The 12,822-nt window shown below is 46.2% G+C and carries 10 protein-coding genes; 5 read left to right on the top strand and 5 right to left on the bottom strand.

The annotated features are described in order from the left end of the window. Nucleotides 1-10: 10 nt before the first annotated feature. Nucleotides 11-934 (top strand): dienelactone hydrolase family protein, encoded by a 924-nt coding sequence (locus ABWW54_RS03430; RefSeq protein ID WP_353410131.1) that lies wholly within the window; start codon nt 11-13, stop codon nt 932-934. 24 nt (nt 935-958) lie between these two features. On the opposite strand, the gene ABWW54_RS03425 is transcribed toward ABWW54_RS03430, so the two are convergent. Then, a complete protein-coding gene (locus ABWW54_RS03425; protein ID WP_353410128.1) occupies nt 959-2,665 on the bottom strand; it encodes a DUF3592 domain-containing protein in 1,707 nt (568 codons plus the stop codon). A 161-nt stretch (nt 2,666-2,826) separates the two neighbouring features. Here ABWW54_RS03425 and ABWW54_RS03420 point away from each other — a divergent pair, with 161 nt between their 5' ends. Next, entirely contained in the window at nt 2,827-3,615 is a 789-nt protein-coding gene (locus ABWW54_RS03420; protein WP_353410126.1) for an SDR family oxidoreductase, read from the top strand. A 33-nt stretch (nt 3,616-3,648) separates the two neighbouring features. Here the strand turns inward: ABWW54_RS03420 and ABWW54_RS03415 are convergent, their stop codons facing one another. Both ABWW54_RS03415 and ABWW54_RS03410 read right to left on the bottom strand, forming a co-directional pair. Continuing rightward, nucleotides 3,649-4,179 carry a DUF4252 domain-containing protein gene (locus tag ABWW54_RS03415; protein WP_353410124.1) on the bottom strand — a complete coding sequence of 177 codons (531 nt, stop codon included), beginning with the start codon at nt 4,177-4,179 and terminating at the stop codon, nt 3,649-3,651. Nucleotides 4,180-4,738: 559 nt separating this feature from the next. Continuing rightward, a complete protein-coding gene (locus tag ABWW54_RS03410) occupies nt 4,739-5,089 on the bottom strand; it encodes a DUF4870 family protein (protein ID WP_353410122.1) in 351 nt (116 codons plus the stop codon). 195 nt (nt 5,090-5,284) lie between these two features. Here ABWW54_RS03410 and ABWW54_RS03405 point away from each other — a divergent pair, with 195 nt between their 5' ends. After that, nucleotides 5,285-5,830: a SixA phosphatase family protein gene (locus ABWW54_RS03405; protein WP_353410120.1), complete on the top strand. Its 546-nt coding sequence runs from the start codon at nt 5,285-5,287 to the stop codon at nt 5,828-5,830. 29 nt (nt 5,831-5,859) lie between these two features. Further along, on the top strand, nt 5,860-6,357 hold the full coding sequence (locus ABWW54_RS03400) for a hypothetical protein (protein WP_353410118.1): 498 nt from the start codon (nt 5,860-5,862) through the stop codon (nt 6,355-6,357). A gap of 93 nt (nt 6,358-6,450) precedes the next feature. On the opposite strand, the gene ABWW54_RS03395 is transcribed toward ABWW54_RS03400, so the two are convergent. Beyond that, nucleotides 6,451-6,873: a hypothetical protein gene (locus ABWW54_RS03395; protein ID WP_353410116.1), complete on the bottom strand. Its 423-nt coding sequence runs from the start codon at nt 6,871-6,873 to the stop codon at nt 6,451-6,453. Nucleotides 6,874-7,095: 222 nt separating this feature from the next. Between ABWW54_RS03395 and ABWW54_RS03390 the strand changes: the two genes are divergently transcribed. Continuing rightward, nucleotides 7,096-9,054, top strand: a complete 1,959-nt coding sequence (locus tag ABWW54_RS03390) for a S9 family peptidase (protein WP_353410114.1) — start codon at nt 7,096-7,098, stop codon at nt 9,052-9,054. A 103-nt stretch (nt 9,055-9,157) separates the two neighbouring features. Here ABWW54_RS03390 and ABWW54_RS03385 read toward each other — a convergent pair whose 3' ends face one another. Next, complete coding sequence (locus tag ABWW54_RS03385) at nt 9,158-12,673, bottom strand: hypothetical protein (RefSeq protein WP_353410112.1); 3,516 nt, start codon at nt 12,671-12,673, stop codon at nt 9,158-9,160. Nucleotides 12,674-12,822 lie beyond the last annotated feature (149 nt).

Genomic DNA, 12,822 nt, shown 5'->3' with positions numbered 1-12,822 from the left:
ATCAGTTACCATGCCTACTCATTCTGTTACACGCACCCAAGAGACAGCTGCCACGCGCAACGAAACAGCTCGACCAATACCCAAAGAAGCCTTTGACTGGTATGACGAATACGCTCACGGAATGATAAATAGGCGCGAGTTCATGACTCGTCTTGGCACCTTAGGCTTAAGCATGGCGGTGTTAACATCCGCCTTATTGCCCGATTACGCTCAGGCCGAGCAAGTGTCGTTTAATGACCCTGCTATAAAAGCGTCTTTCCTTAACTTTGCTTCACCCAAAGGGCATGGGGAATGCCAAGGCTATTTCGTTACGCCACGCGAGCTTGATACAACAGCACCGGTGGTGCTAGTGGTTCACGAAAATCGCGGACTAAACCCCTACGTTAAAGACGTTGCCCGACGCTTGGCGAAAAAGGGGTTTATCGCGTTTGCTCCAGATGCGCTGTATCCATTAGGAGGCTATCCCGGTAACGACGATGAAGGGCGCTCGATGCAACGCGGTATGGAACGCGCAAAACTCGAAGAGGATTTTATTGCCGCCGCTAAATTCATTAAGGGCCATGAAAAGAGTTCTGGCAAACTCGGCGCGGTTGGCTTTTGTTTCGGCGGCTATATTGTGAACATGCTGGCGGCCTCAATGCCCGACGAACTTGACGCAGGAGTCCCATTTTACGGTTCACCGGCCGCTGAAGAACTTCGTGCGAAAGTGAAAGGCCCACTAATGCTTCAATTTGGTGACTTAGACAAGCGCGTGAATGCTACTTGGCCAGACTATGAAGCCACGTTAAAGCAAAATGAAGCAAGATACACAGCCCATTTTTATGAAGAGGCGATGCACGGGTTTCATAATGACTCCACGGGACGGTACGCACCAGAAAACGCCGAGCTCGCGTGGCGCAGAACCATAGAGTTTTTTAATCAAGAACTCAGTTAAGCGCAAACCTTGGGAGCCTAGATGCTAGAAGAGCTTTTCTACTAGCATTGCTTTGAGCGCTTCCACCGCTTCTTTTCCTTCAATGGATTCAGCCACCTTGTGTTTGCTGTCACTACTATGATTTTTCCTAACGTAGAGAGCGTAATATTCAGTACTTTTACTGCCGCTTTGCGTTGACGACGTGCGTTTAACAGTGAACTGACTCGGGTCATTAAGACTGATCTCTTTCGATGAAAAGACCACTCCTAACCAACTTCTGCGCACACGCACTTTACGCGCCTGAGTATCGAAATGCGCGTCTATTGCACTGCCTAAAGAAAACAGGCTCGCCAAAGCAATCAATGCACCGATCCCAATAAATAGATAACCCGGCCACCAATCTTGCCCCACGGTAAAAACACCCATGCCGACAAAAATACAACCGAAAACAATGCCCATAATGGAAGACACTATGGAGCGACCCGCCGCACTGATTACATCGATCCCATGACCAGACTCGTCGACGCTTATTTGCCTGAGTGCTGAATCACTCGCGGACTTTTGCGCCGCCAATTCTGCGTTATCCAAAAATGCTTGTGGCATAGATATCGCGGAAACTTGAGAACTTGGAAATTGGTCCAAAAACACTTCCCACGAGCGGCTAAATTTGCCTAAACCGTGCTCAGATAAATCGCCATCTATCGACAATTCCCATTCAATACTATCGCCATTGCTTCGCTCACTTGACGGCGCACAATCAGCGGGCACATCGAGCTTACAAGCTGCCTTTGTTCCCCCAGAAGATAAGCTAGTAAACACTGGAGCAAACTCCTTCCAAAGAATGTCTGTCTTTGAGTCATCACCCGACTTATAGTGACGCAAGCAACACAGCGTCGCATTGAATTGAGCTCTCTCATAAACGTGTTGATTTTGATGATTAGACGCTAACACAAACCAGGCCCCGAATTCACCGCCAACACCTGGTTCTGAAGGGTCCAGATAAAGAGGCGTTGGCCCGAAGCGACGATACGCCAGCAGTTGTTTAACCGCGGCCCACATTATTCCCACCCCGACTAAAACAAACACCAAAATTAGTAAAGCAGGGTAGTTATCGCGTTCCAGTTCTCTCGGCAGGATCATGCTAGCCATGATGGAGCCAACCCCGAAGAATATACCTCCGAGGACCAGTAAACCCAAACCACCGGTTTTCTCCTTACTAGCGATTCCCTTGCCCACGTCTAAAACCGGCCGTCGAACTGATGTTGGTTCATTCCGCCATGAAGCCCACGCGACCAGACCACCAATGCCACCAAACATAATTGCAAATACCGCGCCGAAGCCAATACTCGCCCAGCGCAAAGTTCGATCTAAAACCGCCTCGTGTGGCGCATCGGGGTTTACCCACGCCATGACGTTTTCATATCGTCGATCTTGATTTAAACGTGCGTATAAATCATGCCAATAATCACCAAAATTATCGCTGCCATTACTAAAGCTAATCCGTGTACTTGAGTAATCATAACCTTGATAGTAATAGTTATAGCGCCCGCGCACAGAGTAGGTCGTGGCATCTGAACCATGGTGATTCTTAAGTTCCAAATTTTCAATTGTGGCCGGCACCAAGTCCCAATCGGCACTGCTAACATACGTGATCACCGTCCGCAGTGCCGTGTTGTAGGCCACCGCCATACCAGCACAAAAGAACACCATGCCAAAGATAACGCCTACCCAGCTACGTTTTGAACTACTCATGTCATTCATACTAAACTATGTTTTTTCCTAGAGTAGACGCTTAAACGTTGCTTGTCTAATCCAGCTTTACTCACATATCAACGGTACAATTGCACCATTGGGTGAGCTAGACTTGAACGTCACACAATATTTATTTCGGTCGGACACACAAAGAGACATCTATGGACACATCTGCACTATTTTCACTTGAAGGAAAAACCGCCTTAGTTACTGGTGGTTCACGCGGCATCGGCAAGATGATCGCTGAAGGGTTTATTGCGCAAGGCGCTAAAGTCTATATATCATCAAGAAAAGCGGATGTGTGTAACGCCGTAGCCGAAGAACTCGGCCCCAATTGTTTTTCCCTGCCTCAAGATATAAGCTCGATTGAAGGTTGTCGAAATTTGGCCACCAACTTTGCCGGAGTGGAACCCAAACTAGATATATTGGTCAATAATGCTGGCGCCGCCTGGGGCATGCCATTTGAAGACTTCTCTGAAGCAGGTTGGGACAAGGTCATGGATCTAAACCTTAAGTCTCCATTCTTCTTGTTACAGGCTCTTCACAAATTGTTGGTGGCCAGTGGCAGTAAAGCTCAACCGGCTAAAGTGATTAACATAACCTCGATCGACGGCCAGCGCTTAAATCCGTGGGACACCTACAGTTACCATGCATCTAAATCAGCGCTTATCTATTTGACTAAACGACTTGCTGCACGCCTCGTGAGCGAGCATATAAATGTGACGTCTATTGCGCCAGGAGCGTTCCCATCGGAAATGAATCGTGCTGCTCGTGATCATGCTGACGAAGTATCGGCAGGCATCCCTTCTGGCCGAATAGGGGTTGCTGAAGACATGGCCGGCACGGCTATTTATTTGGCAAGCCGTGCCGGGGACTATGTGGTTGGGGACACCATCTCCGTGGATGGGGGCATTGTCAATGCATCGTTGGGACAAAATATTGACGCCTAGACTAGGCGCCAATATCAGTAACAGATAAGTTACTTAGTTAATATTGATATCAAGGGATTCTGTGACCTTGGCAATGTTGTCAGGGTCGATCTCACCCACGATATTAATAAACACCGCCTCACCGCCTTCTTTTTCTGGCGACACCACCATCACCACAACGCCATCGATTACCTTTCGAGTTGATTTACTGAACACTCGCACTTTCTGGTTGTCCTCATTGTTGTTAACGGTAATTAGTGTTTCCCAGTTGTCTTTTTTAAGTTGACGACCCACTCTGTCCACAGTTGAACTTGCCTTTTTAAGCTTGCCGTTCAGATTGTAGACGCGCACTTTAATTGACTCCAAATTTGCCAGAATATTAGCCACTTCTGGGTCCTCTGTCTTATCCGCAAACCCGCCGATCATTTTCATCAAGCTGGTGTTTAAATTTATTTCAACCTTAGGGTCACCGTAGTGATTGGTGAGATCTGCGAAGTCGATTTGCCCCTGTTTACTGGCATAGGCAGGCATGGTTAACAGTGCGACCGTAAAGCCAAATACTAAATACAATTTTAAGTTTTTCATTATGTCCTCGTTACGTTAAGTGAACCGCCATTTAAAATCTGCGATTGGTTGCTTGTTTACAGATTCATGCGGATTCAAGCTGGGTAGTAAAGCGCATTGCTTGGTCACCATTGCCAGAGGCTCAGTGCCTGAGGCTAAATACCTTCCATATCAATGACTTGATTTCCGACGATCAAGTTTCTGTCTTCAAATTGAACGCTACTAAAAATAGGTGCTCTATTAATGATTGTTCAATGAACTGACTTCAGAAATTAGCGCTTTGGTAAAGGTGTAATTTTGTTGCCGTTCATTAAGTAAAACGCGTGAGATGCACAAAGGTTACAAAAATAATGTATTTATCTTTAAACACGGTCAAACGGCGAAAGCAAAGCGTGCTCAAATATCGGCCTTGAGAACACCGAAAAGCACGTTACAAAAGGGAATGCATACGCACGAAACCAAAGAGAAAAATAGAAGACAAACGAACAGTGCCAGCAAGAACGCTGGCACAGAATAGAATAAATTCATAAGCAGGCTCCACACACAAAAAGGCAAGCCAGGCTGCAGAAAGTTGATGGTCTTATATCGGGTAGGGTTCGTCAGACAATACTTTAACCAACCCATCGACCACTCGATACAACACCCAAAGCCAGGCGACGCACCAAATAAGATAGCCAATTCCGATCGGCACCAAAAACGCACCAAGAATTGTCCAGAATAGGCTCCACCAGAACACTCTCGTAGCATTGACCAGGTGACTATGGTAAGTGGTTCCATAGGCGCCTTTCTTTTTAATCATCGCCCATATCGCACCAAACAGCAGTGGAATAGCGGTAAATAGGCCAATTGCTAGCAAAATGTAAGACAACAACGCATGCGCTTTGTATTCGTTGTTACCTGAGGAAGAAGTACTGGTCATTAATACACTCATTGAATGTCCCTCCGTAGAATTATCGTTGCAAGGCATCAATCAAAATTGATGCTCTTATAAGCTTAGATACATTCTTCCCGGTTTTGGATTCAAAAATTCGACAACAGAGTGTGGTTCTAAATTAGGCTTTAATGTCAAAAATCACGTAGTATCAATCAATATGTATTAAATTATACGCAAAGGAAGAACCTGACCATGACGACTTTTACACGTATTTTTGTACTGTTTCTTAGCGCTGTGGCGATGAGTATGTCGTACGCCGATACAACTACCGCTGACACGGAAAACAATGCTTCGCACACAGAAACGGTGCAGACTTTCTATTTAGTAAGGCACGCTGAAAAGCAAAGTGACGGTACGAAAAACCCACATTTGACAGAACAAGGACACCAACGTGCGAGGTATTTAGCGCAACATTTATCGCACGCGAATATCACCAGAATTTACTCGAGCGACTATCACCGCACCCAGGAAACAGCCAAACCTCTGGCCGACCTACTGGGCCTTGATGTAGAGTCATACGACCCAGGTCAGTTAGTAGAGTTTGCGAACACACTAAAAGAGAAAACAGGGCGAATACTCATTGTTGGCCACAGCAATACAACCCCAGATTTAACGAGTTTGTTGAGTGGGAAAGAAATAGACGCCATGAATGAAAGTGAATACGACAACTTATACCAAGTGGTTTCAGTAAACGGTGTGAACGAAGTAACTCGACTGAAAATCCAGCCTATCCAATAGCCACCCACGCGTAACCACGAGGAAAAACAATGAACACACCGTTTTTATCTAGTCAGAGTTTTCTAACAAACAAGAGAACGCTCTGGACGCTATTTGTCATAACACTCCTACTGACAGTGTCCTTTGGCGTGGTAATGCAAATTTGGGACTTTATGCTGATTGATGAAATGTTTAATGCAGACCAAATAAACAATCACATCATAAGCATGACAGTGGCGCAAAAACAGGCACACATTTGGACTACCGCCACGTTAGACGTGCTGTACCCCTTAGCCTATGGTGGCCTCTTCGCAGGAATTGCACTCAAAGCATTTGGTAAATCTGGGCTCTGGTTGGCACTGCCGAGCTTGCTCTGTATACCCGTTGATCTGACCGAAGGCTATGCGCAAGTGATGTTGTTAACAGGCAACGCTGAGTTCATGAGCCTAAAAACCATCACTACTCCGCTCAAGCTTGCGTTGTTTATCACTGGTTTGGCGATAGCCATTGTTGGACTGATCAAACTATATAAAGCCTCCAAAGCCTAGAACAAGCAAACAAAAAAGAGCAGCCCAATACTTAAAAGACTGCTCTATACCCACACTCTTGTTTAGCCAAAAGTGTTGGCAGAATGATGCGGACTACTCTTCGGTAATAATCACATCAACCCAGTCACAATCGTGACCAGTACCACTCTGATCCACAGACTTACAATGCCAGTCCTTTAGATACTCTTCTTCGCCCGTCAGGTACAAAGGCGTATTCACATCTATGGCCCTTCTGTAGGAAACCACCTTTAAGAAGCGCGGCGAATCGCCCTTGCTTTCTTCTTTGCTTGAGGTCGTAAGAGTACAGTCATGCCCTTTGCCACTGGAATCGACCGATTCACAGTGCCAGCCTGGCGTGGCTCCTTTTAAGATGAGATCCAGCGGTTTACCAGATTTATCAAACACCTGTTCGTATTCCAGCATTGCGATATTGGCTCGACTTTCGGCATGTAGGGATGTCATGCTAAAGACAGACGTGAATGAAAGTGTGAAAGCCATTGTTTTTAAAATACTCATAGTAAATCTCCATTTAAGTAGTAGGGTAATTTCGGTGGGCATGAACTGTGTAGATAGCACCCAGCCGAACTTAATTGCGGAAAATCCGCTCCATAATTTTGTATCTACAATTTATATAAACAGGCTTTCAAGGGAAAATAGGACACAAGAAACACGCTTTAGAAAAACTAACAATAGTCTGCTATGTTATGGGCACCCCACAACTCACGGAACTTGTTCATCATGAATCTAACGTTTATACCTATCTTATCGTGCGCTTGCTTTGCCCTACTAGCGGGCTGCGCGACGAACTCGGGAACGGGCTCGGACATTGTCAATGATCGAAACGCAAAGCCAGTACAAGAGATAACTATTCCCAAATACTCCGCGGAAGCCTTTTTCAAGAACACCAGTTACAGCATGGCGAGCTGGAAAGGCCGAGCATTTGCGAGTGACGGACAGAGCATCTTGCTGTCCTCCGACGAAACAGGTGTGTATAACGTTTACGCCATGCCAGTGAACGGTTCACAACCCACGGCACTTACTAACTCAACCACCAACGCCACGTTTGGGCTGTCTTACTTTCCGAATGACGGACGCTTATTATTCAGTCGAGACAACGGCGGCAATGAACTGTCTCATGTGTTCGTCCGTGAAGAGGACGGAAGCGCTAAAGACCTAACACCCGGTGACGCCGTTAAAGCAAGCTTCATGGGTTGGTCTGACGATGAAAAAACCTTCTGGGTACTCACTAACGAGCGGGATGCCAAATCGTTTGATGTCTACGCCTATTCAGCGGAAGACTATTCTCGTAAATTGATTTTTAAAAACCCTGGTTTTCAGGTGTCTGACGTAAGTCCCAATGGTCGATGGGTGGCCCTTGTTAAACCGAGAACGAGCGCCGATTCCGATATCTATTTGATTGACCTTGAAAGTGCCGATGCTCAACCAACACTCATTACCCAACATAAAGGTAATATTTCTTACGGCGTGTATGGCTTTACCAAAGACAACGCCCAGCTTGCGTATTCGACAGATGAGTATGGCGAGTTCGTGCAAGCTTGGACCTACGATTTGGCTACGGGGGCGAAAGCATTGCTGCAAAAAGCCGAGTGGGACGTGAGCTTCATCACCTTCTCGCCTAGTGGACGCTATCAAATGGTCGGCATTAATGACGACGCGCTGACCAAGGTCACGATGTACGACACGAAGACTGGTGAAAAGAAGTCTTTGTCCAGTTTACCAACGGGGAATCCTTCACAGTTTCGCTTTAATGAAGATGAAAGTGAGTTAGCGCTAAAGCTATTGAGTGACCGTTCGCCCTCCGATGTTTATGTACTTCAAATGGAGTCTCAAAAGTATAATCGCTTAACCACATCGCTCAACGCTGAAATTGATGAAAACAACCTAGTTGAGAGCTCAATAGTTCGCTATCCGAGTTTCGATGGCCTTGAGATCCCCAGTGTGTTCTATAAGCCCAAAGAAGCCAACACCAACAATAAAGTTCCTGCGTTAGTGTTGGTGCATGGCGGCCCTGGTGGCCAAAGCAGGCAAGGTTACAGCGCACTAATTCAACACCTAGTTAATCATGGCTATGCGGTATTAGCGGCTAATAATCGTGGCTCATCTGGCTATGGTAAAACGTTTTTCCATATGGACGACAAACGTCATGGCGAAGTGGACCTTCAAGACATCGTGTACGCCCGTAAATACTTAGAAACATTAGATTGGGTCGACAGCGACAAGATAGGCATCATGGGTGGGTCATACGGGGGCTATATGGTGGCCGCGGCACTCGCATTTGAGCCAGAGGTATTCGACGTTGGCGTTAATATCTTCGGCGTCACTAATTGGGAGCGAACGCTCACCAGCATCCCACCGTGGTGGGAAGCCTTTAAAGAAGCGCTGTACGACGAAATGGGTGATCCCGCGACTGATATAGAGCGTTTGCGTAAGATTTCTCCGCTGTTTCACGCCGACAATATTGTTAAACCATTATTGGTTGTTCAAGGGGCCAACGACCCCAGAGTTTTGCAGGCCGAAAGCGACGAACTTGTTGCGGCTGTAAAAGCAAACAAGGTACCTGTGGAATATGTATTGTTTCCCGATGAAGGCCACGGTTTCTTAAGAAAAGAGAACCGTATCACTGCATCTGAAGCCTATCTTAAGTTTCTGGATAAGTACTTACGAGGCGAGGACTAGCGCTGAGTCTCTATGAGCTAAAATAGCTGCCCTTACTGGCCCGCACGCCGTTTTCCCATTAGCAATGCGGGCCATTAAGGGCATAGACGCTTTTGCTTCTCAATCACTCCTTCTTAGCAGCTGTTGGCTTAATGTCGTATACTTCCTCGCCCGCCTCATTGATTGAAAACGTTTGGGTTTTTTCATCACTTAACAGCCAATCCTTTTTTGAATGATTGTTATACGGCTGAAGGGGCACTGGATCTGGGCAAGCTTGGCAATACTTAAGATGTGGCCAACTGCCGGGCGTGCTTGCGTAAACGCCTTGGACTAAGGCATCAAAATGCTCATCACTGATATCAGCCGCTGATTGAATTTTCCCATCATCAAAGTCTTCGCTTATTTCATCGCCAAACTTGTACGCTGACACCGTTGCTTCCGGCTCTTTCAGTTGCATCGGCGCCCTATACCCTGGTAAAAAATCTTCGTAGACTGAGCCAAGTATTGAAAGCGCGCCTTTGACCCAACCTTGCTTTAATGTGTGGCCTTTTTTCCTTTTCTTGAGTGCTTTTGAGCCCTCATGCGCTGCGCCACCCGCTTTAGCATCAAATTCTGGAAGGTATAATTGATCAGCCGTAAAACCAAAGGTAATGTCACTGAATACGTGTAATGGAAAGCACCGCCCTTTAAACGTAAAGCAAGGGTCACTGTTGCCGCAGGTTAAGGTGGGGCACTGCGCCGTCCCTTTCCAATCGCCATACTTCGACCAATAGTCGGTGTTACCGCCATTACGAAGCATGAACTGATTGCCATCAATTATTCCCTTTTCGTTATCAGGTACAAGCTTCATTCGTTTATGTATCCTGGCTAAGGACTCCATAAACGGCTTGGTAACATCGGGCCCACAATACCCAACCACATCTTCAGGCTTGGCAAGCAGAACTTTGGCAGCACTTTCCATCGTATCTCTCAACTCAATGCTTGCTGCTTCGAGTTCCCCCAATGCCTCATTTACATCCTGAAGCCGCTGTTGTCGCCTGGCATTATATTCTTCCAAGAACTTCTTTATCTCCGGGTCGTCTTTTATGTTCGGTTCAGATTTAACGTCTGGAGCTGGTGAATTGGGTTGCGGCGTGTAAGGAGACTGGTCGTACAAATCCTTAATAACCGAATGAAAAGCCAACGGGTCCTGTTCTAATGCTTGCGTGTGGTCGTTGTTTTTAATGATGATATGCGAAGATAACAACGAACGTTGATAGGCTGACAAATCGGCCAGTGCGAGCTCCCCCTGCAATACAATTTGGTCTATGAAAGTATCGTGATTCAAGACTTCATTTTCCAAATTGGCAATATCCGTACTCAAACCATTTTTAACTGTCGGGTCATTCGATCTTTCGCGGGTATCAATGAGGTCAGCTAATTGTTGACGCATGTCTTCCAAGTTCACTTCGATGGCGTACGCCTGAGCCAAATCTCGGCCTAATAGTACTTGATCAAAGATGCTTTTCAATTCATCCGAAGCCGCTTCGTTATACAACGCCGCCACGTCAACGTCCAATGCAGTGACAACGCCGTAATCAAGAAACTCACGGGCGCTTTGAAAAAACTCATCTTGTCTAATCGCATTTTGCAGAGCGGATTCAATTTGATTGGGTGAATGATGATCTGATATTTGTTCCACCCAATCGCTTCTCAATGAATCGAAGGCTTCTTGTTCCAGTCTCTCGAGCGATGCCAGATCGCCGGTCTCAAATATTGAGCGCAGCTGTTGATCCTCCGCTTCATACAAAAATGTGGCAATGTTTGTCGTCATGAGATCTGTAATAACATCATCAATTGGCTCGCTAGCATCAGAATTTATCGACGAATCAACTGGCTTAACCAGCAATGCGTCATCACATTCTGATTGTCTACTTGCCCGTGTATTGTCTACCGTTTCGGCTACCACGATCCCTTTAGGATTTACCGATAGCTCAAATACATACGGCACGGTGAGTACCGGATCCTTCTTTGGATCGGTGACGTGAATGACCAAATTCCACGTTTGGTTTCGAAGCATGGCGGGTGAAATTGGAAACAGAGTCCCCAAGGATCGCGCACCAGAAACAGCCGTGGTAAATCCTAGCTGTTCCCACAGTGGCGCTTCTGGTACTTCGCCAAAAATGGTTTCCTCGCCACGAGCAATTAGCTCACGCCAACTTTCGGTCCACCCACCTTCCTCATGCTTTACCAAGTCTCCATCAACAAACGTGTCTCTGGTCCAAGAAACGCTGAGCTTCCAATCTCGCCAAATCTCATACATAAAGATCCCGATAGGTGCCAAGCGCCAGCCGTTCGCATTTTGCAGGTATACGGTTTGAAACGTACCTTTTCCAGGGGCCTTTTTAATATCCGAGCTTATAAGCAAACCGTCCGGTGTGAAAACACCTCCTGTTCGAAGCTCGCGTTTTGGCTTCTTGCTCTTTAACTTAGTCTTATACTTCCTCTTCACCGGGTCTTTATAAGTAGTTGGGCCAGTCGCGCCATTGGAACCACCACCGCCTAAACCAGCCAGTTTTGCCAGCGCGCCTACGGCTGCGCCGGCTAACTTCTTTTTGGCTTTGTCTTTAAAGTTAGCCTTAGAACCTACTTCACTGTTTGGTCCAACGATGATCGACATGTTTGAGGCCGGCCTAGTGCAAACGTCAGGTAAACCTATCAGTAGATGATCATCCGTCGTGGAGATTTGTCGGTCTGTTTCAGGCTTGCAATATTTTTGCTCGCAAGCACTTAGCTCACTTAACAATTGTTCAAACAACTTCTTTAACGCAATAAGCTCAGCTTTAAGCTTAGCGACTTTGGCTTCCAGATTCGTATAATTTGTTTTATCCGGGTGTGTGTATTGCAAGAATTCCAACGTAACGGCATTACTTTTTTCTATCATCCTAGAGTACTCGAGCTGAGCCTCTAAGATTCGCAACTTCATGTGCGCTCGCACTATCCAACCAGGCACCGCATTAAGCTGCGTAATGATCGGCTTACACGGCAGACAATAACTTGTATATGGACCTTTCCATGCAACATCGTGTTGCGTCAAAATACTAGAAACATCTGGTTGCCAGGGTTGGTCTATCGAATCGCCACCTATCTTATTGTTCTTGATTTTGGGCTTCTTCGCTTTTCCACACGCCGTTAACTCACATTCAATGATCACACCACGCAAGTAGCTTGCTTGACGCTCCAGCGTTCGCACTAATCCTCTATGTAATTCTAACTGCGCATTCTGCAATTCAAACAGTTCTAGGTTAGCTCCAATAGCCTTACCTTCAAAATCAGAAATATCACCTTCCCCTGGCCAGAACGGGTCCTTTTTACCCTTGTTTCTGTTGTTCGCTACGCTGATCCAAAAGTTCACCCAATATCGACTATTCAATAATTGCTGCATGGTTTGGTTATATTGAGCAACCATCTGAGTGCATTTTTCACACTTTGCCTCTATGGGCTTCCATTGAACAATCTTAGAACGCGGGTGTTTCCCTACCCACCCCTTGTGATTAGGGTCACTCGTTGTTTTTGCGTATGCCGAATCTGCAGCTAAAGAACCAACTAACAACAATGAAACAATGCTAATCGATAGAACTAATCGCAATAGTCGCCGCATAACCCACATCCTTTTTATTGACCGTTGTCCAGTTATAGCAAATACAAGATTGCCTCCTCAAGCCGTCAGACGTAGAAAATTAGGAAAAATTGCTTGTTCTTAAGCCCAGTGCGAACCCGTCGTGCTTGTTTAATTTGCATTCGGTTTAA

Origin of the sequence: Arenicella sp. 4NH20-0111 (assembly GCF_040366405.1) — a bacterium.
In the GTDB taxonomy this organism is placed as follows: Bacteria; Pseudomonadota; Gammaproteobacteria; order Arenicellales; family Arenicellaceae; genus Arenicella.
This window is presented reverse-complemented; position numbering and strand designations above follow the sequence as displayed.

Excerpts from the sequence above, each read along its gene's own strand:
- ABWW54_RS03405 (WP_353410120.1), top strand. The coding sequence starts at position 5,285 with ATGACGACTTTTACACGTATTTTTGTACTGTTTCTTAGCGCTGTGGCG.
- ABWW54_RS03425 (WP_353410128.1), bottom strand. The coding sequence starts at position 2,665 with ATGAGTAGTTCAAAACGTAGCTGGGTAGGCGTTATCTTTGGCATGGTG.
- ABWW54_RS03415 (WP_353410124.1), bottom strand. The coding sequence starts at position 4,179 with ATGAAAAACTTAAAATTGTATTTAGTATTTGGCTTTACGGTCGCACTG.
- ABWW54_RS03410 (WP_353410122.1), bottom strand. The coding sequence starts at position 5,089 with ATGAGTGTATTAATGACCAGTACTTCTTCCTCAGGTAACAACGAATAC.
- ABWW54_RS03420 (WP_353410126.1), top strand. The coding sequence starts at position 2,827 with ATGGACACATCTGCACTATTTTCACTTGAAGGAAAAACCGCCTTAGTT.
- ABWW54_RS03385 (WP_353410112.1), bottom strand. The coding sequence starts at position 12,673 with ATGCGGCGACTATTGCGATTAGTTCTATCGATTAGCATTGTTTCATTG.
- ABWW54_RS03400 (WP_353410118.1), top strand. The coding sequence starts at position 5,860 with ATGAACACACCGTTTTTATCTAGTCAGAGTTTTCTAACAAACAAGAGA.
- ABWW54_RS03430 (WP_353410131.1), top strand. The coding sequence starts at position 11 with ATGCCTACTCATTCTGTTACACGCACCCAAGAGACAGCTGCCACGCGC.
- ABWW54_RS03395 (WP_353410116.1), bottom strand. The coding sequence starts at position 6,873 with ATGAGTATTTTAAAAACAATGGCTTTCACACTTTCATTCACGTCTGTC.
- ABWW54_RS03390 (WP_353410114.1), top strand. The coding sequence starts at position 7,096 with ATGAATCTAACGTTTATACCTATCTTATCGTGCGCTTGCTTTGCCCTA.